Origin of the sequence: Shewanella amazonensis SB2B (assembly GCF_000015245.1) — a bacterium.
Taxonomy (GTDB): domain Bacteria; phylum Pseudomonadota; class Gammaproteobacteria; order Enterobacterales; family Shewanellaceae; genus Shewanella; species Shewanella amazonensis.
Map to the genome: position 1 here is coordinate 1,313,495 of NC_008700.1, position 24,194 is coordinate 1,337,688.

Genomic DNA, 24,194 nt, shown 5'->3' on the forward strand with positions numbered 1-24,194 from the left:
CGATTCTTTTGTGTTCGATTTTATGACCGCCCCAAACCTGCCTCAGCGGCGTCGCATGCGGGCCACAAACATACCGTCGGCATTGGCCTGCTGCGGCCAAAGGGTCATAACCGCGCAGTGTTCACCACTGAAGGGATGTGCGGTGGTATCAAGTTCAAAATCTTCATCTGAGGCCAAAAAGGCCTCGACCACGGCTTCGTTTTCGGCGCGGGCCAAGGAGCAGGTGGCGTACACCAGCACGCCGCCGCTGCGCACGGCGGCGCTGGCGCGGCGCAAAATATCCAGCTGCAGCGCGGGCTTGTCCAAAATAGCTGATGCATCATCAATCCAGCGCATGTCTGGGTTGCGGCGCCAGGTGCCGGTACAGGAGCAGGGCGCATCCACCAGCACGCCATCAAAATAGTCTGCCTTGACCGGCAGCTTGTCGCTGCGCCAGGGGCTGAGCTGAATCGGCGCAACCCCGGCTTTGTCGGCGCGGCGCAGCAGTTCTTCCAGTGCCTTGGGACGAATATCTGAGGCGACGAGTTCACCCACGCCGCCGCGTTTTTGCATGAGTGAGAAAAGCTGCAGGCTCTTACCGCCTGCGCCTGCGCAGGCATCCCACCAACGCTCGCCCGCCTTGGGAGCTGCCACTTCACCAATGGCCTGAGAAGCCAAATCCTGCACCTCAAGCTTGCCCGACGTATAGGCCGTCACCGCATCCAGATTGATGCTTTGGCTGGCAAGCTCGATGGCATCAGCAAACACCTTACTTGGAACGGCGCCGATGTCATCTGCCTCAAGCTGCTTGAGCACCTGTTCGCGGCTTGTTCCCTGGGCGCGGGTCCACAGGGGCGGGCGGCGGCACAGGGCATCGACAAAGGCGAGCTTGTCACTCCCGGCCACGCTGATGTGCTCCCAGGCCCAGTCGGGAAGGAGGTTCGGCGGGGCGAATTCACCACCAAACTGCTTAATTAAGGCGGCGCAAATGATGTTGAGGTTTTCTGGCGTATCGCCAAAGGCAGGTATTTCCAACTGAGACAGATTGGCCTGAGAAAGCCAACCGCTGCGAATATCCTGCCATTGATGATTTTCAATGGCGGCCACCAGGCTTAATTGGGTAAACCAACGCGGGCTGTGGGCCTCGCCCAAGCCAGAGGAAAAGCCCGAGTCTTCAATATTGGCATTGGCGTCATCGGCCGCAGGCAGGTTTTTCAGCCAGCCCCACCAACGGAACAGGCCAAACAGGGTTTCACGGATAAGCTTACGGTCTTTGGAACCGTGCTTTTTGTGCTCACGGAAATAGTTGGCCAGTACCCGGTCGGCGCCTTCGCGCTGCTTAAAAATATGCGACACCAGCAGATGCAGGGTGTTGGCATAACTGATGGCGCGGCGCTCGGCCGACGAGAGAGGTGCTGGGTGTGACATGGGCTTGCCTGAGTAAAAAATCCGGCGCCGATTGTAGCAGATGCGCCGCGAGGGCGCATCTGAGGATGGCTGGTAACCGGCGAGTCAGCGGGTGACCATTTTGGCGATGTCTTTGGCACGCTCTTCGGCGGATTTCTCACTTGGTGGCGGCACAGCAAGGCCCTTGGCCACGGCGGGCCGGGCAGTGATGCGCTCGAGCCAGTGCTGCAGCGCATCCAACCCACTGATATCCACGCCGCTCCAGTCATAGATACGTACCCAGGGGTAGGTGGCGATATCGGCGACGCTGTACTCGTCTCCGGCGAGATACGCATGCTTTTCAAGCTGGGTATTCATCACCTCGAACAGGCGCCGTCCTTCCTTTTGATAACGCTCAATGGCGGCCGGAATTTTTTCGGGAAAGTAGCGGTAAAACACGTTCGCCTGACCCATCATGGGGCCAACGCCCCCCATCTGGAACATCAGCCACTGGATAACCTCAGAGCGTGCCTTGGGCTCGGTCGGCAGCAGCTTGCCGGTTTTCTCGGCCAGATATAACAAGATGGCACCCGACTCAAATACCGCAAAGTCGTCGTTATCTGTGTCTACAATTGCCGGAATACGGCCATTGGGGTTAATGGCCAGAAACTCGGGCTTTTTTTGCTCAAGGGTCATGAGATCAAGGGCATGTACCCGATACTCGAGCCCTAATTCTTCAAGGGCAATGGAAATTTTATGGCCGTTGGGGGTCGCGGCGGTATAAAGCTCAATCATGATGTACTCCTCTATTGCTGGCTTGCCAGCAGGGTGGCCACGGCGGGACGTGCGGCGATGGCTGCGTGCCAGCGGCGAATGTTGGGCATGGCGTCGGTCAGTTCAATCTCGAGCCGCGGCAGGAAGCCAATCAGCACAAAACCTGTGATATCGGCGATGGTGAAGCGTTCGATGGCAACAAAGTCACGCCCTTCGAGGCGTGCTTCCAGAGTTGGCAGAAATTCTATGATGCGCTCACGGGATTCCGCGCCCCAAGCCTCGACAAAGCGCTCGCGGTCTTTGAAAAAGCCGGTGAGGTTACGAAACGCCTGAAACGCGACCATCAGGCCATTCAGTTCCAGCACCCGGTTCCACATTTCCACCTGTGCCTGCTCCAGCGGGCTGTTACCAAACAGGCTGCTGTCGCGCGGATGCAGGGCATCAAAATAGCGGCAGATGGCGACAGATTCACAGATATGGGTGCCATCATCCAGCTCCAGTACGGGGATGCGGCCATTAACGCTTTTACGTTTAAATTCAGGGGTCAGGTTGTCGCCGTCCCTTAAATTCAGCTGCTCTCTTGGCACCTCTATGCCGAGTTCTGCCAAAAAAATGCCGACGCGGCGGGCGCTGGGGCTAGGGGCAAGCTCGAGGATTTTCATAAGGCCTCTCTTTATCTGAACGATCGGTTAGGATAGAATCTACTGCATAACTGAACGAACGGTCAATAATTAGATCGAGAGTTAATATTCACTTTTGCGACGAGATATTCCCCAATGGCGCGAAGTTGTAATTTTTGCAAAGAGGAAAAGCTGGAACAGGCCATGAACCTGTTTTGGCAAAAAGGCTACGAGGGCACCTCGGTGGCCGATCTGGTGGAGCATCTGGGGATTAATCGTTTCAGCCTGTACAACAGTTTTGGCGATAAGCTGACGTTGTACCGTGATGCGCTGCGCCGTTACCTCTACACCCGCGGCCTGACCGGACTTGGGCCACTGCAAGCCGACGATGCCGACATGGACGCGCTGATGAATTTGGTGGAAGAATTTGCCGCCAAGCAAAAAGATCAACAGTTTGGATGTTTTATGCAAAACGCCCTGCTGGAGCGCTGTGTGGAGGATGAAGAGGTGAAGCGTCTTGGCAATGAGCTGTTTGAGGGGCTGGAGCAGGCGTTTGCCAAGGTGCTCGCCCGCTACCAGACCAGGGAGCGCGCCGCCGAGCTGGCGGCCTTTCTGGTGATGCAATTGCAGGGCATCCGGGTGCTGGGCAAGTCCGGACAGTTTGCACTGCTCGATGCGGCCATGGTGGTGCTCAGAGGCGAAATCCAGCGCTGGAAAAGCCCCATTTGACACACCTTTGTCTGCGCCCTCAGTAATCCAGCTCCAGTGCAAAACACAAATAGCGCATCAGCTGTTGGCAGTGCTCAAACTCCGCGACGAGCCTTGATGCAAAATCGGGTTGCAGCACTTCGTGATTTGTCAGGGATTTTACGGCGATAAAGTCTTTTCGTTTCAGTTCATCAATTAATGGGTGGCGCTTGTCATAGCCGCGCGGTGGGCGCGACAGGCTATCGCCGTCCATGGCAAAGCCGCTGTCAGTCAGGGCCTTCAGCGCTTTTTGATAGGTGGCGGGATTTTCATCGATACAGCTTCTGATGGCATTCAGCGCCTTGGATTCGGGGTGCCAGATGCCAGCTGCAACAAAGCAGCCGTCATTGGCAATATGCAGATACAGCCCGGGCGCATGCACATCCTTGCCCTGAAAATGGCGAAACTGGATGCCGACATTGGTCTTGTAAGGGCGCTTATCATGGCCAAAACGGGTGTCCCGCTGGGGCCGCATCAGGCTGCCTCCCACTTTTTTGGCCACCGCGGTTAGCCTGGGAGATAACGCGACTATGGCGGGGGCGGCTGCTTCAATTAACGCAAGGGCCGGGGTGCGCACCTTGTCTTCATAGGTGTGCTGGTTGGCCTTGAACCAGTCGCGCTCGTTATTGGCTTCGAGGGCAGCAAGAAAGTCGAAGGTCGCTTGGGTGAACATGATGTACTCCATAAACCGGGCTCGCTTTTTGGGGAAGATCACTGACGGCGAGTAAGGTTTTTGATAGAATCCTTGGTTTTGGTAAAAGTGACAGATCAAGATGACCGATGCAATCAGCCGCGCCTGCGGCAAATGTGAACTCTGCAGCGCAGAAACCGAACTTTCCCTGTTTGAAGTACCAGCCAGTGGCGATCGCACTGATAACGATATTGCCCTGTGCGGTACCTGTCAGGCGCAAATTGCCGACACCGCCACCCTGGATGTCAACCACTGGCGTTGTCTGAACGAAAGCATGTGGAGCACAGTGCCTGCCGTACAGGTAATGGCTGCCCGTATGCTCAAAGAACTTTCCAGCGAAACCTGGGCTCAGGATCTGCTGGATATGATGTATCTGGACGAAGACACCCAGGCCTGGGTTGATGCTGCCAACGCCGAAGCTGCGCTGGATGCCGATGCCGCTCCAACACTGGACAGCAATGGCGCTCAGCTCGCCGCCGGCGATACCGTGGTGATCATCAAAGACCTGAACGTGAAGGGAACCAGTTTTGTGGCCAAGCGCGGCACCGCCGTGCGTAACATTGCCCTGACGAACAATCCCGAGCACATCGAAGGCCGGGTAAATGGTACCCGCATCGTTATCTTGAGCTGCTACGTTAAGAAATCCTGAGTGCGGTTTCAGTCTTCATTCAGTGAAAAGGCTGCCTTCGGGCGGCCTTTTTTATGGTTTATCCCCGGATGTCCTAATTCAGGCTGGTCATACATACCCCTTAATTTTCTCGCCATTAAGGTCGCATCAGCGCCATTGAACTCGTACGGCTTCCTTTGCTAATTGCCTGAGTTACAATGGCTAAAAATACCAGCGGGACGCTATGATGGCCAGAAAACGTGAACCCTTCAAACTCGGCGACACTCAGGTGGCTGCCGGCACCCAAGCCACGGTGCGCCTGCCGGTGGCAAGGCTCTACAACGATACGCCGGTCGACCTTCAGGTCGAGGTATTTCATGGCAACAAGGCTGGCCCAGTGCTGCTGGTCTGCGCCGCCATTCATGGTGATGAACTCAACGGCATCGAAATTTGTCGTCGTCTGCAGGGGCGTATCAATCCCAAGGCGCTTACTGGTACCGTGCTCATGGTGCCCGTGGTCAACGTGTTTGGTTTTATTCAAAAGTCCCGTTATTTGCCCGACAGACGCGACCTTAACCGCTGTTTTCCCGGCTCGGAGAAGGGTGCACTCACCAGTCGCCTGGCTCACCTTGTCACCCGGGAGCTGGTGTCCCGCGCGACCCATATTCTTGATTTGCACACAGGTGCCATTCACCGCGATAACCTGCCGCAAATTCGCTGTAATACCGATGATGAGGTGTTGATGGGCATGGCAAGGGCCTTTGGCGCGCCCCTGATTATGCACAGTGATGCCAAGGGTAACTCACTGCGTGGCTATGCCGCCAAAGCGGGTGTGCCCTGTATTTTGTACGAAGCAGGGGAAGCGCTGCGATTTTCCGAGGCGGCCATTCGTACCGGCCTCAAGGGCGCGGTGAACCTGCTTCGGCATCTGGGTATGCAAAAAGGCAGGTTATCCCGTGGCGGAACCGATGTGGCAGCGGCGCGCAGCTACTGGATACGCTCGGAGGCCGACGGTCTGGTGCTGCAAAAAGTGAAATTGGGGCAACGGGTGAACAAGGGGAATATTCTGGCGTATTTGGCCAGCCCTCACAGTCAGGACACCCTGCCCATTCGTTCCCCCAGCGATGGCATAGTCATAGGTATCACCAATATCCCGGTTACCAACGAAGGTGAAGGGCTCTACCATATTGCCCAGTTTGCCGGTGACGAAATTGAAATCGTTAACGAGCAACTGGATGAATTTTTGATGGAATACGCCTAAGGAGCGAAGATGAAGCAGGTGTTTTTATCGGGCCGCGCGGTATCGCCGTCAAAGGTGGTCTGTATAGGCCGTAACTACGTGGCCCACGCAGAAGAACTCGGCAACGAAGTGCCCTCCGAGCCTGTTGTTTTTGTTAAGCCTGCCAGCGCCATTGGCAATGTGCTGCACAGCACCCAGGGCGAAGTGCTCCACTATGAGGCTGAAATTTGCTTTATGGTGGCCCGCGGCCAATTGGTCGCGGCCAGTGTGGGCTTGGACTTAACCAAGAGAGCAACCCAAAACCGCCTCAAAGCCAAAGGCTTGCCGTGGGAGCGTGCCAAGGCCTTCGACGGCTCGGCGCTTTTTGGTGAGTTTGTCCCTTGCACAAGCAGTGAAGGGCTGAGCCTGGTGTTCAGTTGTGATGGCGTCATTTTACAGCAGGGTGGCTGCGAGCTGATGTTGTTTTCACCCGAGCAACTCCTTGAGGAGATCGGCTCATTTATGACACTGGAAGATGGCGACATTTTGATGACGGGCACCCCCGCAGGTGTTGGCCCTTTACAGGCGGGCGGGCACTACCGCGCCGAACTGCGCTGTGGCGATGAGCTGCTGACCAGTGTGAGTTGGACGGCCCACTGAGCTATATCCTTCAAGCTTTTAGCCTGACATGACTTGGGCAGCGCCCTAAAATACGTAATACTTTCGAATAGTGTATTCAGTCGGAGCTGCCATGGTCAGGCGCTTTCTCTTTGCGACATTGTCCTTATGTGCTTTCGTTGCCTCGGCAGGGCAGCTGCGAGCCTGTATCGATGAGTTTCCCCCTTATCAAAGCCTGATGCCTGAACCCCATGGGAATAACATTGCCGCATTGAGGCTGTTTGCCAAACTGATAGACCATGATCCTGTGTTCTTGCCCAGCCCGAACTTTGCCCGCTGTCAGCGCATGCTGGACATGGGGGATGCCGATATTGTTGCGGGTGTCATTGCCAGTCCGGAGCGGCAGCAGCGATGGATACTTTTGCCCTACCGCCGGGATAGCCGTTACCTTTTTCTGACCAGGCCCGGCGGCGTCACCGTGAGCCGCTATGATAATTTACTGGGGCACAGTATCGCTGTAAGTCGTAACACCATGTATTTTGATTACTTTGATAATGACAGTCGTTTGAAAAAACAGGTGGTCGGTGACCTGGTCACGGGGGTGAGAATGTTGCTGGCAGACAGGGTTGATGTGGTGATAGCCCCGGAAAATGCCCTGCCGTTCCTGAGCCGTGAGTTCTCAAACTTTGCCCATGCAGTGCAGGTATCAGAGTACCGATATCAGGAGGACCGGGTTATCCAGTTTGCTTTAAGCCGACAACACCGCCTGGATATCGATGAGCAAAGGCTGCGGCGGGTGATTACCGAGGCCTTTGAGCAATCCTTGTTTGAGTCGGCGCTGCAGGCCATGCCCGCCAGCGCCCAGTAGCTTGATGTCAGTTCGCCTTGTGGTGGGCTCTAAATAAATCCCAGGCGTTTTTTTGGGTACCATCGGCAAGCTCACACAATCCTGTATCACCCTCCGCTTCTTGCTCAATAAGGTATTTGCCACCAATTTTTTCACAATATTCGGCGGCAGGGTTTGGCATGGATAACGGCTCAGGGCTGACCGGGGTACCAGCGTCAGCACTGGCTGAATCAGTCACGGCTTTAGCGTGGGCACGGTATAGGGTCCAGGCATCCACTACCTTGCCGTTGGGCAGGTGACATTCCCCTTTTTGTTCATCTCCACCTTCGCTTGGCGCCTCCAGCGCATATTGCCCGCCTATTTTTACGCAAAACTCCGCTGCCGGGTTGGCCAGGGTGGGGGCTTGCGCACTATTGACCTTTGATGACTCATCCACGGCGGTTTTTACAGTGTCGGGAGCGGTAATGTCAGCGCTTGGGGCCTGCGGGGCATTATCACAGCCAGCCATAGCGGCACAGATTAACAGGGCAAGCAGACTGGTGTAGGGCTTGGGCATCTTAACTCCTTGATAAAGGTGACTTAGGGTTGCTGAAGGTTAATCCTCACCAGAATAGGGGGCTTCATGGCGCGATTCCAGTCCAAGGGCGACTGATTTATGGGTGAGTTTGAACAGTGTCTTTAAAGGTGATTTGCCGATAGTGGGCATTTGACAAAAACCGGGCGGCGGATAGGTATTCGATGGGCGCTCATGCTATGGTAGCTAATAATCTCAATCACTTGCACAACCTATTGGAGATAGGCAATGAGACTTGTCTTAAGTGTGCTGCTCACGGCAGTCCTCTCCATCGCCCTGCTGGGCTGTCAGAGTACAGAGCCGCCAAAGGAAATTAGCCTGGCCCAGGCCGACCCCGTGATGTTACAGCTTTTTTCCATTAAAACCCTGGCGGGGTTTACGCTGCGGGTACCCCAGAGCGAAGCTGTTGCCCGGTTATCTACCTTTGTCGAAACGCCTCGTCCCTGGGTAAGCGGTGATTACAGCGACGGCCCGGTGCGGGGGCAGGTATTATTGGGTTACCGGGATTTGCAAATGACCAATGCCAGGCTGGCGGGATCACAGCTGATGGTGGCGCCCTTTGTGGTTACCAATCAGGGCTCAGGCAGTTTCTGGTATCTGGGATTATTTGGTCTCAAGGCCGAGAGTGGCACTGCCACCCACCTGAGTTCGGTGTTCCTGGGTGACAGAATCGAGCTTCGGGGGATAAGCGTGGCTGCCAGCCAGTTTTTGCCCCTGACAGTGACCACAGAGCTCCTGATCCGGGATGCCAATCAGGCCATGGCCGAGACACCCGGTTTATTGGAACTGCGCCGGTTTGAGATAAACCCTCAGGGGCAACTGTTGGCGCTTGACTGAGGTTACTCTACCTCAAGCTCAATGTCGGTACAGCCCTTGGGGCAGCGGATATGACCGAGCAGATGGGTTTCACCGGCAGCCGGTAGGCTGGCAGCCAGGGGCTTGCCACAGTGGCTGCATGGGATGGTCTTGCCAGCGAGCAAATCTTTTATGAGTCGTTTCTGGGCGTTAAAAGATTGACTGCTGGATTTATTGATAGTGCTGAAATCGGTCATGGCATTCTGCTTAAGTTGGTACTGCCAGCCATTATAGCCATAAGGGCAGGGCGGTGACAGTCTGTTGGCCCATGACCGTAAACGCCTGTCTTGTGACAAGTTTGGAGCGTTTACCCGGTAATAAATGGAAACTCACCTGCGAAACTGTCCTGAGTCGATAGCATCAGGGAGGAATTGATAATGAAACAAATCTCCAGAACCGGTTATTTAAAATGGGGCGCAGGAATGGCCGCCCTCAGCCTGTTGGTGACAATCAGCACCATGGCCTCAGCGCAGCCTGCCACTGCCACAGAGTTAACCGCAGCCCCTTCTGAAACCGCCCTGAGCACTGAGGCGAGCAACGTAGCAGCGCCGCAGCAGGGTGCACAGCCGCAGCAAGGTACAGAGCCACAGCAAGGTGTAGAGCTACAGCAGAGGGAAGAGCCACAGCAAGGTACGCAGCTTGCCGAATCCCAGCAACCCGACAGCATGAGTGATACGGCCAGGGGCGCAGAAATCTCAGGCGCAGATTTTAAGGCCATTGATGCAACAGATGCTCAGGCGCTGATTGGCAGTTGGGAGCTGGTTTCCGGGCGCTATCTTGATGGGGAAGGCCGCTGGGTGTCCTATAACACACTCGGGCTGGTGGCCATCAAGGTAATCTCCAATGGCCACTTCAGCTTTACCACCATGAAAACTGTGAAAAACAAACCGGAATTTTGGGCGGCCGGCGCCGGTGAGTATCGCATAGACGGCGCGAGCTACACCGAATACCCGACCCTTAATTCTTTTCAGGTGCCTCAGGGGCAAGGCTTTAGTTTCGATTATGAATTGATTGGAAATCAGTGGCATACAAAGCGATTTGAGGACGGCCTTCTCAAAGAAGAAGAGGTTTGGCAAAGGCTCGACTGAATCGGCTTGTTCGCATTCCCTCCGGGGCTATCCCTTTACAGTCTTTCAGGCCACCCCTAAACTGGCTGCGCATTCGTTGGGGGAGAACCAATCATGGCCTTGGGGGCTTGGTTAAAACTGTTATTGCTGTCGGCAATTTGGGGCGCGTCATTTTTATTTATCCGCATCGGGGTTACTGAGCTCGGGCCCGCGTGGCTGATGTTTCTGCGGGTCACCTTTGCTGCCTTATTCCTGCTCGGCGGCGCCATCTATTTAAAAAAGGCATTGATAGGCTCGGCGCCCCTCAAGCACTTTATCATTCTGGGCGGCATCAATACCGCGCTGCCGTTTTTGCTTTATGGGTTTGCCGCCACAGAGCTTGCAGCCTCTTTGATGTCGGTGCTCAATGCCACGGCGCCGCTGTGGAGCACGCTGCTGCTTGCCATATGGCAAAGGTCGATGCCAAGGGGAGCTGCCCTGGGCGGACTTATCACAGGTTTTTGTGGCGTGGTGCTGCTGGCGGGCGTGGAGAGTTTATCGCTGTCTGAAGAGGGGCTTTGGGCCCTGGCCGCGGGGCTTGGTGCCGCTATCTGCTATGCCTTTGCCAGCATTTACACCAAGGCATCCAATCATGGCAATGCATACAGCAATGCCCATGGCTGCATGTGGGCCGCCAGTGCCTGGTTGTTGCCTACCTTGCTGTTTGCCGCGCCCCCTGAGGCTATGCCATCCTCCGGCACCTTGGCCGCAGTGGTGACGCTGGGGGTTCTGTGCAGCGGTGTGGCCTATCTGTTGTATTTCCGGTTAATCGATGAAGTGGGCGCCACCTCGGCATTAACCGTCACCTTCCTTATCCCGGTATTCGGTATCCTGTGGGGCGCCTTGTTCCTCGGTGAACATATCGGCTGGCACACGCTTGTCGGCACAGCCATCATTTTGCTGGGGACGGCAATCAGTACCGGCAGCATTCCCCGACTGCGCCGCCTTGCAGGAGAGCGGATCTAATGTCTTTTATTGCAGATGAAAGCCCGGCCTTTGCTGAGGTGGTGAAAAAGAAAATTGCCGCCTTCAATGCCGAACGCTGGGATGCCAGCCAACGTCGGCCCATTGGTTTCAAACAGCTCCATGACAACGGTGAGCTTGCCGCGGGTATCGCCGGGCGCACCTTTGGTAACTGGTGCCTTATCGATAACTTTTGGGTATGCGACAGCCTGCGTGGGCAGGGCATTGGCACCGCCATGTTGCAAACGGCCGAAGAGGAAGCCCTGGCACGAGGGTGCCGATGGTTACTGCTCGACACCCTGGATTTTCAGGCGCCTGCATTTTACCGACGCCGCGGTTATCACACCGTTTGGTGTCAGTCCGACTATCCCTTCGAGGGTGGCCAGCGCTTCTACATGGTGAAAAATCTGCAAGCCGATTGAGGAGTTACGGCATTGCAATGAGGTGGTCCGGCGATACAATGGCTGCTTGCAGTCAATAAGAAGGATACCCCGTGAACCCGACCTCCCGCCTGTTTTTGGGCCTCGGACTGTGCCTGTCTGCCCAGGCCTTTGCCGCCCCGCTGACCTTTGATGAAACCGCATTCCGCGAAGACGTGAAGACCCTTGCCAGTGACGCCTTTGGCGGCCGCGCGCCCCTCTCCGATGGTGAGCAAAAGACCCTCGATTACCTCACCCATGCCTTTAAGTCGATGGGCCTGAAAGGCGCTTTCAATGGCGAATATTTGCAGGCAGTGCCGATGGCGAAAATCACCGCCGATCAGAGCATGGTGCTTAAGGTGGGTGAACTCAGCTTTACCTCGGGTGAGGATTTCACTGCACGTACCCAGAGGGTGGTACCCAAGGTAGAACTGAGTGGCAGCGACATGGTGTTTGTCGGTTACGGCATCAATGCCCCCGAATACGGCTGGAATGACTACGCAGGTATCGATGTGCGCGGCAAAACCGTGGTGCTGCTGGTTAACGACCCGGGCTTTGCCACCCAGGACCCCAAGGTCTTCAAAGGCAACGCCATGACCTACTACGGCCGCTGGACCTACAAGTATGAAGAAGCCGCCCGTCAGGGGGCAGAAGCCGTGTTTATCGTCCATGAAGATGCTCCGGCGGCGTACGGCTGGGGCGTGGTGAAAAACTCCAATACCAATACCAAGTTCACTTTGGTTGATGGCAATAACAACCAAAGTCAGGTGGGCGTGATGGGCTGGCTGCAATATGCGGCGGCCAAGCAGATTCTGGCGGCTTCCGGCCAGGATATTGAAGCGCTGAAAGCCGCAGCCAAGGCGCCGGGCTTTAAAGCCGTGCCCTTGACGGTGCAAGCCGATTTGACCCTCAGTAATCATATCGAGCGCGCCGAGTCCCATAACGTGGCCGCCATATTGCCCGGCAACAAAAATGCCGATGAAGCTGTGGTGATGCACGCCCATTGGGATCACCTTGGCCAAATCGAGGAAGAGGGCAAAACCATCATCCTCAATGGTGCCGTGGATAACGCCACCGGCGTGGCCGGGGTACTGGCGCTGGCAAGACACTATGCTGCCTTGCCAGAGGCAGAAAAGCCCGCCCGCAGCATGATTTTTTCCGCTTTCACTGCTGAGGAAACCGGCCTGATTGGCGCCCAGTATTTTGCTGAAAATCCGCCGTTGCCGACATCTAAGCTGGTGGCTTTTTTAAACATTGATGGCATGAATGTGGGCGAAGGCGTGGATTACATATTGCGCTACGGTGAAGGGGTCTCTGAGCTGGAAACTATGCTCAGTGACGCCGCCAAGGCCCAGAACAGACAGGTGAAGGCCGACCCACGACCTCAAAATGGCCTGATGTTCCGCTCGGATCATTTTGCTCTGGCGCAGCAAGGGGTGCCCGGACTGCTGTTTATGAGCCTGGGTGACACCGACCCTGACTACATTGCCCACAAGTACCACAAGGGCGCCGACGATTACTCCCCGGACTGGCAACTTGGTGGTGTAAAGCAGGACCTTAAATTGATTGAGCAAATTCTTTCGCGCCTTGCCAATGGCAGCGAATGGCCCAAGTGGCTGGAAGAGTCTGACTTCAAAGCCCGCCGTGCCAAAGATGGCCGTTAAGTTTTTGCTGGTAAATAAAAAGAGCGGCTAAGCCGCTCTTTTTTCTTGCAGTGCTTTCTATGTTTGCCCTGCGAGCCTTATTGATGCAGGGCTACCTGGCGATGTCTTGTGAATGCCAGCCCCAAAAGCAGCAGTGACCACAGGGGCATAGAGCCACCACCAGTGTTGGTTGCGGGTGTCTCAGGCTCCACCACTGGCGCAAGGCTCACGGTCACATGTACCTCACCCTGGGCGCTGCCGCCAAAGCCATCGCTGACCTGATAGATGATCACCGCCTCACCGCTGAATCCGCTGCTTGGGGTATAGCGCAGGGTATTGTCGGCAAGCAGCTCGACACTGCCATGATCAACACTGGCGCCGATGACGCTTAGGCTGTCGCCATCGGCATCGGTGTCGTTGGCCAGCACGTCTATCACCAGCATCTGGCTATCCAGGATGGCTGCGGTGTCCAGATTTGCAACCGGCAGTTGGTTCTGACTCAGCACCGCGATGACGCCCGGGTCTTCAATCACGCCGTTGGCAGCGCCATCGGCATCGTTGGGGCCGCCGTCCTGCAGCAGCAGTTGCACGCACTGATAGCCTGCCACCAAACCGGGTTCATAGCTGGCTGCGTCAACCACCGGGCACGCGCCGTCAAGCAGCGGTGCCGAGCTTATGCTGTTGTTGGCATCTTCAACAAAGTCATACCAGCCTTGTATGGCGTTGTACTTACGATACACAGCGTCCTCGGGCAGCGCAGTGCCCCGTGGCATGGGGAATACCACGGCAACCGATTGCCCCGGCTGAATTTGCCCGCTCAGGGTAAAGTCCAGCACGGCCGACACTTGGTTAAAGTGGCTGTCGCTGCTGTCAGCGGCACCGCTGTCATTTGCCACAGCCTCAGCCAGGTAGTCCATGGTCATGCCGGCGCCGCTGCCGGTGATGATGGCGCTGGTGATGTTGCCAAGGGCCAACTGCACGCCGGCCGTGGTTTGCATGGCATCGGTTTCATCGTTAACCGGCAAACGACTGCCATCGACATCGTTGTCCAGATAATTGGCGATACCGTCGCCATCGCTGTCGCCATAGCCTTCTAAGCTATCGACCATACCATCGCCGTCGCTATCAAGTGTGCTACTTAAATCCGGCAGTGCATCAACCTTAAAGCGGATACGACGCTTGGTGCTGAATAGCTCGGCGGTGTTGGTTTCCGTTACCGTGATATCCACGGCATAGCGGCCACTGCTCAACTCGCTGGGATCAAAGGTCATGCTCAGGCCATCTTCGGCAATGTTGCCAGCGAACGCCTGCTCCACCACCTGCCAGCTGATTTGATGTGTGTCGTTTACGTTAACATCATTAATCACCAGTTCTATCTGCGCCTCACCCGATAGCGGGTCCAGCAAACGGGTCGCTACGCCTTGCTGCTGTATGTCTGCGCTAAAGGTCGGTGCCAGATTTTGCTCGGTCAGCACCAGGGTTGCAGACTTGTCATCCGCCACAAAGGCATGGCTTACGCTGTTTACCTGCACTTGCAGTGCGGTATTTACCGACAAGTCCGCCGGAATGCTGATGGCCAACTCCCCCTCAGTGCCTGAGGCAATATTCGCGTTTTGGCTACTTGCAATCTGTCCGTTCACTAACAGTGAATACGCGACGGTTACCGGATACACAGGCGCTTCGCCGGTTAATTGCAGTGGCAGCAGATAATCACCACCGGCTTCAACCGTCATGCGCTGCGCCAGCTTCAGCTGCGGCAGAATATGCACGGTTAACGTCGTGGTGGCGGTATTGCCTGAGCTGTCGGTCGCGCCTAGCTCAAGTTCATGGGCGCCGCTTGCCAGCTCACTGCTGCCATTAAGCGCTGCGGTGATGTCACCGTCCACCAAATCGGTGGCGCTGATATCCAGCAGCGCGCCGATATCGGTCAACCGGCCTGTAGCATTAACTTCTAGCAGGTCTAACGAATCAAACTCTGGCGCCGTGGTATCGACAATCGTGACCAGCTGCTCAGCTGTCGCCGAATTACCCGCGCCATCCGTGGCGGTCCAGGTAATAACGTGCTCACCCAGTGCCAGCTCTGGCGCCAGATCCGAGCTAATGGTCAGTAACTTACTGATGTTGTCGGTAACCAGCGGCTCGGGCAGGGTTACTGCGGTCATCGGCCCTGTGGCTTCAAAGCTCAGTGGCGTCAGTTCGGCAAACACCGGCTTTTGGGTATCACCTATGCTGGGGTCCAGCGGCGCAGCGTCATCTTCATCATTGATACCGTCATTGTCATCGTCGGGATCGGCGTTATTACCGATACCGTCACCGTCGGTATCGACAGACTCACTGGCGTCCAGCGGAAAGGCATCGTCTGTGTCCAACACGCCGTCGTTGTCGTCATCGGTGTCGGCATTGTTGCCGATGCCGTCCTTGTCGGTGTCGACAGATTCAGCAGCATCCAGCGGGAAAGCATCGTCGCTGTCGAGCACGCCGTCGTTATCATCATCGGTATCACTGTTGTTACCGATGCCGTCCTTGTCGGTATCGACAGACTCGGTGGCATCCAGCGGGAAGGCATCGTCGCTGTCGACTACGCCGTCGTTGTCGTCGTCAGTGTCGGCATTGTTGCCAATGCCATCGAGATCGGTATCGACAGACTCGCTGGCATCCAACGGGAAGGCATCGTCGGCATCCACTACCCCATCGTTGTCGTCATCGGTGTCGGCGTTATTGCCTATGCCGTCGAGATCGGTGTCGACAGACTCGCTGGCATCCAGCGGGAAGGCATCTTCTGTGTCCAATACCCCATCGTTGTCGTCATCGGTATCGGCGTTATTGCCTATGCCGTCCTTGTCGGTGTCGACAGATTCAGCAGCATCCAGCGGGAAAGCATCGTCGCTGTCGAGCACGCCGTCGTTATCGTCATCGGTATCACTGTTGTTACCGATGCCGTCCTTGTCGGTATCGATAGACTCGGTGGCGTCCAGCGGGAAGGCATCGTCGCTGTCGACTACGCCGTCGTTGTCGTCGTCAGTGTCGGCATTGTTGCCAATGCCATCGAGATCGGTATCGACAGACTCACTGGCATCCAACGGGAAGGCATCGTCGGCATCCACTACGCCGTCGTTGTCGTCATCGGTGTCGGCATTGTTGCCAATGCCGTCCTTGTCGGTATCGACAGACTCACTGGCGTCCAGCGGAAAGGCATCGTCAGTGTCCAACACGCCGTCGTTGTCGTCATCGGTGTCGGCATTGTTGCCGATGCCGTCGGCATCAGTGTCGACAGACTCAGCAGCATCCAGCGGGAAGGCATCGTCGCTGTCGAGCACGCCGTCGTTATCGTCATCGGTATCACTGTTGTTACCGATGCCGTCCTTGTCGGTATCGACAGACTCGGTGGCATCCAGCGGGAAGGCATCGTCGCTGTCGACTACGCCGTCGTTGTCGTCGTCAGTGTCGGCATTGTTGCCAATGCCATCGAGATCGGTATCGACAGACTCGCTGGCATCCAACGGGAAGGCATCGTCGGCATCCACTACCCCATCGTTGTCGTCATCGGTGTCGGCGTTATTGCCTATGCCGTCGAGATCGGTGTCGACAGACTCGCTGGCATCCAGCGGGAAGGCATCTTCTGTGTCCAATACCCCATCGTTGTCGTCATCGGTATCGGCGTTATTGCCTATGCCGTCCTTGTCGGAATCGACAGACTCGGTGGCATCCAGCGGGAAGGCATCGTCGCTGTCCACTACGCCATCGTTGTCGCCATCGGTATCACTGTTGTTACCGATGCCGTCGCGGTCGGTATCGACAGACTCAGCAGCATCCAGCGGGAAGGCATCTTCTGTGTCGACTACGCCATCGTTGTCGTCGTCGGTATCACTGTTGTTGCCAATGCCGTCCTTGTCGGTATCGACAGACTCGTTGGCATCCAGCGGGAAGGCATCCTCGCTGTCGACTACGCCATCGTTATCATCATCGGGATCACTGTTGTTGCCTATTCCATCGAGGTCGGTATCGACAGACTCGCTGGCGTCAAAGGGGAAGGCATCGACTATATCCAACACGCCGTCGTTGTCATCGTCGGGATCGCTGTTGTTGCCTATGCCGTCGAGATCCGAATCCAGCCACTCGGAAGCATCGAGCGGGAAGGCATCAGAGTTATCCGGGACATTGTCGTTGTCATCGTCGCTGTCGGTATTATTACCTATGCCATCAGCATCGGTATCCAGCCACTCGGAAGCATCCAGTGGGAAGGCGTCCTCTGTGTCTATGACACTGTCGTTGTCATCGTCGGTATCGGCGTTATTGCCTATACCATCGAGATCCGTATCAAGCCATTCGGCGGAATTTAACGGGAAGGCATCGGCCACATCCGCAACACCGTCGTTGTCGTCGTCGGTATCTGCGTTGTTACCTATGCCGTCGAGATCTGCATCCAGCCACTCGCTGGCATCCAGCGGGAAGGCATCGGCTGCATCCAACACACCATCGTTGTCATCATCTGTGTCGGCATTGTTGCCAATGCCATCGAGGTCGGTATCGACAGATTCGGTGGCATCCAGGGGGAAAGCGTCTTCGCTGTCCGGGACATTGTCATTGTCATCGTCGGTATCGGCGTTATTACCAATGCCATCGGCATCGGAATCCAGCCACTCGGAAGCATCCAGCGGGAACGCATCGTCGGTATCGGCCACGTTATCACCGTCATCGTCCTCATCAGCGTTATTGCCTATGCCGTCATTGTCAGTATCTAACTGCTCGTTGGCATCATTGGGGAAGGCATCACTGTTATCGCCTACGCCGTCGTTGTCGCTGTCAGTCGTTTCAGTGGCATCGTTCGGGAAGGCATCTTCGCTATCGGCGACACCGTCGCCATCAAAGTCACCGGCATACACATACTCAATGGCGCCAATATCCATTTGCGGAATAAGCGGTCCGCCCAACTCTTGCGGGTAATCGGGGTTGTATTCGCCCATCACGCGGGCATTACCCAGCAGGTCGAGCCCCGCCGCGGCGGGATCATCTTCCCATAAGCCGGCATCGATATTGGCACTGCCCGGCACCGGCCGGTAATCACCGTTTTCCGGATCGGCCAGTTCAACATAGCCCGTTGAGGTAATACCGCACTCGCTGTCTTCTACCCAGCTGGCGGTTTGTTGCACCCAGGTGTCAACGTTACACACGGTTGAGCCATTAGCGCCTTTTAACAGCAGGCTATTACGCAACTGCGCACTGCCCGTGCTACCCACAGACATAACGCCGCCTTCACTGTTATAAACAGTGCTGGAGAACATCGAGATGCGGCCACTTGCGGTAATAAGCGCCGGGGCAAGGCCACTGACATTCGCTATCAGGCTATTTTCAAAATACAAATCTACGTTGTTGCCGCTAATCACCGGCGCGGTCATATTTTCAATCAGCGTATGCTCGACAAATAAATAGCTGCTGGAATGCATATGCACGGCACTGGCCTGATTGAGGCTATCAGTCCCTGATTCAGTAACAACCGCGTCGGCATCCACGACCTGAGTAAAACCGTTACGCAGCGTCAACCCGACCAATTGTGGGTATTGGCTTTTGAGCATCCTGTCGGGCAGCGCCACGGTAAAAATCGCCGTTTTATTTTGGCCATCCAGCACCACGGTTTTATTACCGTCAATCTTCATGCCTTTGCCAATCACTAACGGTGATTCAAGCTGAATCGTCATCGGGCCATCAAAATTGATGATATTCAGATCGGCGCCGGGTTCACTGGCACATAAATCGATTAATGCCTGGCGCAAGGTCCCCGGGCCACTGTCGGCATTGCTGGTGACGGTGATTTGGCTGGCAGTACAGGCGTGATAGGGGTTGTCGTCGATACGTGCCCAACTCAATACCACGTCATTTTCAGTCACCAGCGTTTGCAGCTCATTGGTGCCATCTATTTGATAGAGAAAATCGGGCACGCCATCGTTATCGCGATCTTCATCATTAATATCGGCAATACCATCACCGTCAAAATCCGGTAAATCGCCATACACTGTCGGTGCGGGATCGGCGCCATCCAAGGTGCCATCGCCGTCGGTATCGGCAATTAATGGATCGGTACCGGCGGTTATTTCATCGGCATCACTTAAGCCGTCGTTGTCATCATCGGTATCGGCGTTATTGCCGATGCCATCGCCGTCCGTGTCCAGATGTTCGCTGGCATCTTTAGGCAAGCGATCTTCCCAGTCAGCATAGCCGTCGTTGTCGTCGTCAATATCCCAATCATCGGAAATGCCATCACCGTCGGTATCCAACTGCATTTTGACCCCGACAGAGCAGGCTTCTCCACCAGACAGCTTATGGCTGCGTGGTGTGACACAAAAACGGATCTGGGTGCCGGCAGCGACCGTTTGTTGAAAGGTAAGCTCATTTTCACCGGCATAATCTACCCAGGCATCCGCCTGTAAATATTGCCACTGGTACTGACTCTGGTATTCCAAACCGTCATAGACGCTATCGTCTGGGGCAACATAGGTGTACTGACCAATCAGGCCAAAGCCGGCAATAGGTTCGGCGTATTGCGGTTTTATCGTTACATCGGTGGCAGATGGGTATTGGCCCACTTCAATCCAGGGGCCGCAATAATTACTATTGATTTTGTCGATGCGCATGCACAGGGTGACAAAGGCATTGGCATCATCGTTGGTGGCCTGATAACCATATACATTTTCTGCCACCGTAACGGCGTCACTTATTTGCCCCGTAGCCGAACGGAGCCATCTGACTTGTTGGGCATCAAATGAAGCTGGCACAGTGGCAAACATATAGTCGCCCACGCGCAGGCTCTGGCCGACTTTATCGACAAACGGACTCTTCGAACGCGAGAGGTCATAAGAGGAATGAGAGATTTGTATGTAATCACCAAGATCAATCAAGCCACCCAGCGGGCCTTCACAGGTGCCACAATAGTATTCGGTCGCATACGCCATAGGCTGAGCGCCAAAAAACATGCCTGTGGACGCGGTTTGTTCCGTTAACGACTTACTTATTTCAGAGTTGTACCTCGAGTCTGCGACGCGGAGATAAAGGTTAGTGGGGGTAAGATTAAGGTAATCCAGTGTTTTTGCCGCAGCCCAATCTGGTGGATACAAATTCTCATCGAAAAAATCACGATTGTGGCGGCCTTTGTCTTGAATACGCATAAACTTCTGCGCAGTGGTCAGGCCGGACGGCGTGTTATTATTGGTGGCTGGTATCCACTCTATGGCTCTGTCTTCAAGAATCCTATCGCCCGGCGCGTAATCCACACAGGCGGTATTTATGCCATCAAAGACACAGGTGTTGTAGTGATAAACGGCAAACCAGTGCCAATAGGAATTGCCGAACAAGTCTTCATCCCAACCGCGATCTTGGACAAAATTTGGAAACATCTTAGCCAAGGTGCCGACAATAGGTTTGTTGTCCGTGTCCGTCACTGGATTAATGAGCTCGGGTTTAATGACTGACTCCCAATCATTGTAAACTTCAGAGTAAAACGTGCGCTCCATTTGCAGGGGTTCGAAATTGGCATTCATGTATGGCAGGCGCGGGGTATTAAATATGCCCCGGCTCATGGCATCCACGGGCATGGACAAATAAGAACAAAAATTACTGACATCATCGTCTTCGGCGCAGGCGACACGGTTTAATAATGGCGATGCCGCGGCACTGTGCGGATAAAACTGAAAGTGTGATTGTGGAACCGTTAAATAGCTGCCGCCACGAATATTCGTACTATAGTCTTCAACAAAATTGAGCTTATTGGCCAAACTGGTCATGTTGCCCAGCACCATAAAGCCGATACGGCCGGCGTACACCGTATTGGTATTGGCCTCTTCGACACTGGTTTCCTGCATCAGCCGCAGGGTAATGCTGTCGAAAGTACCCACGCCTGCTGTCACCGTCGCGCCCTGATACACCTTCATATCCAGCAAGTTGCGAAACAGCGTGCCATTGTGAAACAGCATAGACCGTTGTAACTGTGCTACTGTGACGGCATTTTCAAAGCTGGCACCCAAGGCAATGGTTTTACCGCTAAAACCGGTGTGTTTTACTTCGGCGCTGGAAATCAGCAACATGCGGCCATCGGCCAATTGGTGCCAACCTTCTTCGGCAATCAGGTAGTGCACTTTGGCGCCGGTTAAATCGGCATTAAAACCCGTCGCCTGACGCACATCGAATAAGAACTGGTTGCCTTGGGTAATAGGTGCTGTCGGCACGATAGCCACACCGCTATTCAGATTAGGGTCTTCCAGGGTGACAAACACCACCGGCCGATAGAAAATACGGTTAGTCCAAAGATCGGCAATCTCATTATTTGCACCGACAGTCAAGGTGCCGACTTCCGCCGGGATGCCCATCAACGCCGGGTTGCCACGAAACACGATGGCATCGCCGGTCACGTTCGAGATGGCCGAACCGTCGTCACGTTTGAAATACCAGTCATCGGCATTCTGCATCACCGGAAAGCCCGAAGCCGCCTGGTTAACCGGCTGTACAAAGGCAATTTCTTCATCGTAGTAATTGCCGGTCTGCGCCAATGTATTGCTGTGTAAGTAGATATTGGGCACTGCCACTATGCCGGCGGCCCATACCTGGCTGACCAAGATGACGGTGATAATGAGTGCTCTAAGGATAAAACGTATCATGCTGTATTTTCCCGCATAGAATTTTCTACCCCGCAGTAAAACAGGCAAATGTGCAGGAAAAATGCAGAATGCGGCTTATGGTCAGGAAAATATGTGCAGTGGCTTTGTTGGCCGTGCAGGGGGCAAGGAGATGGTGGCGAATGTATAAATTTGGCGAGCTTTTGGCGAATCAGTGCCGAACTCTTTACGAACCAGTGGCGCACTCTTGGCGAACCCGTGGCGAATCAGGCTCAGTCCGCCAGTGCCGGCAGGGTGATCACCATCCGCAGGCCACCCAGAGGAGACAGGCTGGCATGGATTTGCCCCTGGTGCGCCAGGATGATGGACTTGGCCACGGATAAGCCCAGACCCGCGCCACCCGTGTCACGGCTGCGGGAATCCTCCAACCGGTACAGGGGCTCAAACAGGCGCTCAAGCTGGTCTGCTGCCACGCCGGGAGCACTGTCCTCCAGGGTGATGACTATGACATCACCACGGCGACAAAGGCTGAGTCGAATACTGCCCGGCGCTTGGGTATAACGCAGGCTGTTTTCCATCAACTTGCCGAGCGCCAGCTCGAAACTGGTTTCGTCCAGGAGGGCGGGGCAGGGGGGATGGCTGCGGGTAAGATCCAGGGTGAGCTGTAAGCCCCGGCCAGCGACACTGTCCTGAAAACGGTTTATCCAATCGGACAGGAAATCATGTAATTCCACCCGAACCGCATTACCGTCGAGCCGGGTTTGGTCGAGCTTGCTGGCGCGGGACAGGTCCGAAATGAAGGCATCCAGTTGCTGCATGTGCTTGAGCAGCCCCTCGATATTGGCACTGCTTGGTGCCATGACCCCATCCTGCATGGCCTCCAGTTTCATTCTCAGCACACTGAGTGGGGTTCGCAGTTCATGGGATACATCCGTAAGCAGCTTCTGCTGTTTGACCAGAGTGTCGAGCATCAGGGCATTGCGATCCTGCAGCAGCCTTTCAGACTCGGCGTGGGATTTTTTCAGCTCAAGGTGGGCCTGGTTCAGGGTCAGCTCGCTGAAATAACAGGTGAAGACCATCACCAGGGAGGCCAGCACAAACCGGATCAGGCTGACCTGGTCCCAGGCGCCCGCCTGCCATTGCCCTAGTTGGCTGAATGCCATGGTAAACAGCACCAGATAAAACACCGCCACCAGAGATGCACCCAGGGCGCGGCCATTGAGCATGAACACAAATACCGGCAGGAAGAAGGTCCAGATAAGGCTGAAGTTTTCCGCTTGTCCCTGCCAGGCCAGCGCCCATAAAAACAGCATTAGAATGAGGCTGACCAGCAGGGAGGTGGAATTGAGGATGTTGAGTTGTGCCCCATTGCGCTGTTTGTTATGGGCCAGGGCATCAGTATCCTGCGCGACTTGGGGATCATCCGGCCTGTGGCCATTCTGGGTATTATCCCCATGGGGAGTCTGGCGGGGTAAACGATGACTCAGGCGCAGGCGAATATAGGCAAACAGGCAGGCCGCCAGGGCGCATAAATCCAGCGCGGCAATCTGCCACATGCCCCTGAATTGGTTGTAAATCGCAAAAACACTGAGTAGCAAAATGATGGTCAGCAGCAGGCCATTGAGCACCAGTTGCCGACGTTTCAGGGCGATGCCATTTAAGGATTCGGTATCACTGAATAACCGGATATCGCGTAAAAATTGGAACATGTTTACCCCTGACTCTACAGCTTTCGCGTTGCGGCACTTTGGCTACTCATGCTGCTTTACGCGCTGAGACCTTGCCGTTACGCCAAATAAGACCACAGGATTGTGCAGCAATTATGCAGTTTTTTGGGGCACGGCTGGATTGCGTTAATGGCTGCAGGGTCTTTTAGCCTTCGAAACGATAACCCAGGCCATAGATAGAGCGGATCATCTCCTGCTCTGTATTAAGGCCGGTGAGCTTTTTACGCAGGTTGCGAATATGGCTGTCCACTGTCCGGTCCGACAACACCCTGAAGTCACTGTAGAGCAAATCCAAAATCTGGCTGCGGGAATAAATACGGTTTGGCTGGCTGTAGAGCAGGTTAAACAGCCTGAACTCCAGCGCCGTCAGAACGACAGTTTGGCCGCCAAAGCTTATGGACAAACCTGATTCATCTACCTTGAGGCTGGTGCCCGCGGCAGTGAGTTTGCCGTCGAGCCGGCGAAGCACAGCCCGCACCCGGGCAGTCAGCTCTCGGGCACTGTAGGGTTTGCACACATAGTCATCTGCGCCGGTATCAAGCCCCAGCAGGCGGTCCACCTCTTCTACCCTGGCGGTGGTCATAATGATGTAAAGCTCTGAAAAGACTCTGAGTTCCTGGCAAATACTCAGGCCATCCTTACCCGGCAGCATCAAATCGAGCAGCATCAAACTGGGCGTCTCGTTTTTCACTGCCTCGACCACGTCGCTGCCGTCATGAAATACACGGGTTTCCAGACCTTCGGCCTGCAAATACATCTGCATCACTTCGGCGATGTTCTTTTCATCTTCTACGATAAACACCTTATGGGTCATGG

19 protein-coding genes are annotated in these 24,194 nt (G+C 55.2%); 10 read left to right on the forward strand and 9 right to left on the reverse strand.

The features are described from left to right. Positions 1-42 precede the first annotated feature (42 nt). From SAMA_RS05690 to SAMA_RS05700, 3 genes are all read right to left on the reverse strand, one after another. Positions 43-1,407: an RsmB/NOP family class I SAM-dependent RNA methyltransferase gene (locus SAMA_RS05690; RefSeq protein ID WP_011759202.1), complete on the reverse strand. Its 1,365-nt coding sequence runs from the start codon at positions 1,405-1,407 to the stop codon at positions 43-45. A gap of 84 nt (positions 1,408-1,491) precedes the next feature. Then, positions 1,492-2,160 carry a glutathione S-transferase family protein gene (locus SAMA_RS05695; RefSeq protein ID WP_011759203.1) on the reverse strand — a complete coding sequence of 223 codons (669 nt, stop codon included), beginning with the start codon at positions 2,158-2,160 and terminating at the stop codon, positions 1,492-1,494. 11 nt (positions 2,161-2,171) lie between these two features. Continuing rightward, the gene (locus SAMA_RS05700) at positions 2,172-2,801 is read right to left on the reverse strand and encodes a glutathione S-transferase family protein (protein WP_011759204.1); all 630 of its coding nucleotides are present in this window, start codon (positions 2,799-2,801) and stop codon (positions 2,172-2,174) included. A gap of 114 nt (positions 2,802-2,915) precedes the next feature. Between SAMA_RS05700 and SAMA_RS05705 the strand changes: the two genes are divergently transcribed. After that, positions 2,916-3,488: a TetR/AcrR family transcriptional regulator gene (locus SAMA_RS05705; RefSeq protein ID WP_011759205.1), complete on the forward strand. Its 573-nt coding sequence runs from the start codon at positions 2,916-2,918 to the stop codon at positions 3,486-3,488. Between the two features lie 19 nt (positions 3,489-3,507). Here the strand turns inward: SAMA_RS05705 and SAMA_RS05710 are convergent, their stop codons facing one another. Continuing rightward, complete coding sequence (locus tag SAMA_RS05710) at positions 3,508-4,179, reverse strand: DUF2461 domain-containing protein (RefSeq protein ID WP_011759206.1); 672 nt, start codon at positions 4,177-4,179, stop codon at positions 3,508-3,510. A gap of 100 nt (positions 4,180-4,279) precedes the next feature. On the opposite strand from SAMA_RS05710, the gene SAMA_RS05715 reads away from it, so the two are divergent. The 4 genes from SAMA_RS05715 (at position 4,280) to SAMA_RS05730 (ending at position 7,509) form a co-directional block, all read left to right on the forward strand. Further along, a complete protein-coding gene (locus SAMA_RS05715) occupies positions 4,280-4,846 on the forward strand; it encodes a PhnA domain-containing protein (RefSeq protein WP_011759207.1) in 567 nt (188 codons plus the stop codon). 205 nt (positions 4,847-5,051) lie between these two features. Continuing rightward, positions 5,052-6,065, forward strand: coding sequence for a succinylglutamate desuccinylase/aspartoacylase family protein (locus SAMA_RS05720; RefSeq protein ID WP_041410159.1), 1,014 nt, complete (start codon positions 5,052-5,054; stop codon positions 6,063-6,065). A 9-nt stretch (positions 6,066-6,074) separates the two neighbouring features. Then, positions 6,075-6,683, forward strand: a complete 609-nt coding sequence (locus SAMA_RS05725; RefSeq protein WP_011759209.1) for a fumarylacetoacetate hydrolase family protein — start codon at positions 6,075-6,077, stop codon at positions 6,681-6,683. 91 nt (positions 6,684-6,774) lie between these two features. Then, positions 6,775-7,509 (forward strand): substrate-binding periplasmic protein, encoded by a 735-nt coding sequence (locus SAMA_RS05730; protein WP_011759210.1) that lies wholly within the window; start codon positions 6,775-6,777, stop codon positions 7,507-7,509. 7 nt (positions 7,510-7,516) lie between these two features. Here SAMA_RS05730 and SAMA_RS05735 read toward each other — a convergent pair whose 3' ends face one another. Continuing rightward, positions 7,517-8,044: a DUF333 domain-containing protein gene (locus SAMA_RS05735; RefSeq protein WP_011759211.1), complete on the reverse strand. Its 528-nt coding sequence runs from the start codon at positions 8,042-8,044 to the stop codon at positions 7,517-7,519. A gap of 246 nt (positions 8,045-8,290) precedes the next feature. On the opposite strand from SAMA_RS05735, the gene SAMA_RS19110 reads away from it, so the two are divergent. Continuing rightward, positions 8,291-8,899: a hypothetical protein gene (locus SAMA_RS19110; protein ID WP_011759212.1), complete on the forward strand. Its 609-nt coding sequence runs from the start codon at positions 8,291-8,293 to the stop codon at positions 8,897-8,899. A 2-nt stretch (positions 8,900-8,901) separates the two neighbouring features. On the opposite strand, the gene SAMA_RS05745 is transcribed toward SAMA_RS19110, so the two are convergent. After that, positions 8,902-9,114, reverse strand: coding sequence for a hypothetical protein (locus SAMA_RS05745; RefSeq protein ID WP_041409694.1), 213 nt, complete (start codon positions 9,112-9,114; stop codon positions 8,902-8,904). Between the two features lie 180 nt (positions 9,115-9,294). On the opposite strand from SAMA_RS05745, the gene SAMA_RS19500 reads away from it, so the two are divergent. The 4 genes from SAMA_RS19500 to SAMA_RS05765 all read left to right on the forward strand — a co-directional run bounded on the left by SAMA_RS19500 (position 9,295) and on the right by SAMA_RS05765 (position 13,069). Beyond that, entirely contained in the window at positions 9,295-10,005 is a 711-nt protein-coding gene (locus SAMA_RS19500; RefSeq protein ID WP_011759214.1) for a hypothetical protein, read from the forward strand. A gap of 93 nt (positions 10,006-10,098) precedes the next feature. Beyond that, positions 10,099-10,989: a DMT family transporter gene (locus SAMA_RS05755; RefSeq protein ID WP_011759215.1), complete on the forward strand. Its 891-nt coding sequence runs from the start codon at positions 10,099-10,101 to the stop codon at positions 10,987-10,989. Then, positions 10,989-11,408 (forward strand): GNAT family N-acetyltransferase, encoded by a 420-nt coding sequence (locus SAMA_RS05760; protein WP_011759216.1) that lies wholly within the window; start codon positions 10,989-10,991, stop codon positions 11,406-11,408. The genes SAMA_RS05755 and SAMA_RS05760 overlap by 1 nt, the downstream gene beginning before the upstream one ends. 71 nt (positions 11,409-11,479) lie before the next feature. Beyond that, on the forward strand, positions 11,480-13,069 hold the full coding sequence (locus SAMA_RS05765; protein ID WP_011759217.1) for a M28 family metallopeptidase: 1,590 nt from the start codon (positions 11,480-11,482) through the stop codon (positions 13,067-13,069). Positions 13,070-13,146: 77 nt separating this feature from the next. Here SAMA_RS05765 and SAMA_RS19115 read toward each other — a convergent pair whose 3' ends face one another. The 3 genes from SAMA_RS19115 to SAMA_RS05780 all read right to left on the reverse strand — a co-directional run bounded on the left by SAMA_RS19115 (position 13,147) and on the right by SAMA_RS05780 (position 24,192). After that, entirely contained in the window at positions 13,147-21,693 is an 8,547-nt protein-coding gene (locus tag SAMA_RS19115; protein ID WP_011759218.1) for a thrombospondin type 3 repeat-containing protein, read from the reverse strand. A gap of 230 nt (positions 21,694-21,923) precedes the next feature. Then, positions 21,924-23,360 carry a sensor histidine kinase gene (locus SAMA_RS19120; RefSeq protein ID WP_011759219.1) on the reverse strand — a complete coding sequence of 479 codons (1,437 nt, stop codon included), beginning with the start codon at positions 23,358-23,360 and terminating at the stop codon, positions 21,924-21,926. Positions 23,361-23,523: 163 nt separating this feature from the next. After that, on the reverse strand, positions 23,524-24,192 hold the full coding sequence (locus SAMA_RS05780) for a response regulator (RefSeq protein ID WP_011759220.1): 669 nt from the start codon (positions 24,190-24,192) through the stop codon (positions 23,524-23,526). Positions 24,193-24,194: the final 2 nt, after the last annotated feature.

Bases quoted from the DNA above. Each gene is read 5' to 3' on its own strand.
- SAMA_RS05690 (WP_011759202.1), bottom strand. From the start codon at position 1,407: ATGTCACACCCAGCACCTCTCTCGTCGGCCGAGCGCCGCGCCATCAGT.
- SAMA_RS05695 (WP_011759203.1), bottom strand. From the start codon at position 2,160: ATGATTGAGCTTTATACCGCCGCGACCCCCAACGGCCATAAAATTTCC.
- SAMA_RS05700 (WP_011759204.1), bottom strand. From the start codon at position 2,801: ATGAAAATCCTCGAGCTTGCCCCTAGCCCCAGCGCCCGCCGCGTCGGC.
- SAMA_RS05705 (WP_011759205.1), top strand. From the start codon at position 2,916: ATGGCGCGAAGTTGTAATTTTTGCAAAGAGGAAAAGCTGGAACAGGCC.
- SAMA_RS05710 (WP_011759206.1), bottom strand. From the start codon at position 4,179: ATGTTCACCCAAGCGACCTTCGACTTTCTTGCTGCCCTCGAAGCCAAT.
- SAMA_RS05715 (WP_011759207.1), top strand. From the start codon at position 4,280: ATGACCGATGCAATCAGCCGCGCCTGCGGCAAATGTGAACTCTGCAGC.
- SAMA_RS05720 (WP_041410159.1), top strand. From the start codon at position 5,052: ATGGCCAGAAAACGTGAACCCTTCAAACTCGGCGACACTCAGGTGGCT.
- SAMA_RS05725 (WP_011759209.1), top strand. From the start codon at position 6,075: ATGAAGCAGGTGTTTTTATCGGGCCGCGCGGTATCGCCGTCAAAGGTG.
- SAMA_RS05730 (WP_011759210.1), top strand. From the start codon at position 6,775: ATGGTCAGGCGCTTTCTCTTTGCGACATTGTCCTTATGTGCTTTCGTT.
- SAMA_RS05735 (WP_011759211.1), bottom strand. From the start codon at position 8,044: ATGCCCAAGCCCTACACCAGTCTGCTTGCCCTGTTAATCTGTGCCGCT.
- SAMA_RS19110 (WP_011759212.1), top strand. From the start codon at position 8,291: ATGAGACTTGTCTTAAGTGTGCTGCTCACGGCAGTCCTCTCCATCGCC.
- SAMA_RS05745 (WP_041409694.1), bottom strand. From the start codon at position 9,114: ATGACCGATTTCAGCACTATCAATAAATCCAGCAGTCAATCTTTTAAC.
- SAMA_RS19500 (WP_011759214.1), top strand. From the start codon at position 9,295: ATGAAACAAATCTCCAGAACCGGTTATTTAAAATGGGGCGCAGGAATG.
- SAMA_RS05755 (WP_011759215.1), top strand. From the start codon at position 10,099: ATGGCCTTGGGGGCTTGGTTAAAACTGTTATTGCTGTCGGCAATTTGG.
- SAMA_RS05760 (WP_011759216.1), top strand. From the start codon at position 10,989: ATGTCTTTTATTGCAGATGAAAGCCCGGCCTTTGCTGAGGTGGTGAAA.
- SAMA_RS19115 (WP_011759218.1), bottom strand. From the start codon at position 21,693: ATGATACGTTTTATCCTTAGAGCACTCATTATCACCGTCATCTTGGTC.
- SAMA_RS19120 (WP_011759219.1), bottom strand. From the start codon at position 23,360: ATGTTCCAATTTTTACGCGATATCCGGTTATTCAGTGATACCGAATCC.
- SAMA_RS05780 (WP_011759220.1), bottom strand. From the start codon at position 24,192: ATGACCCATAAGGTGTTTATCGTAGAAGATGAAAAGAACATCGCCGAA.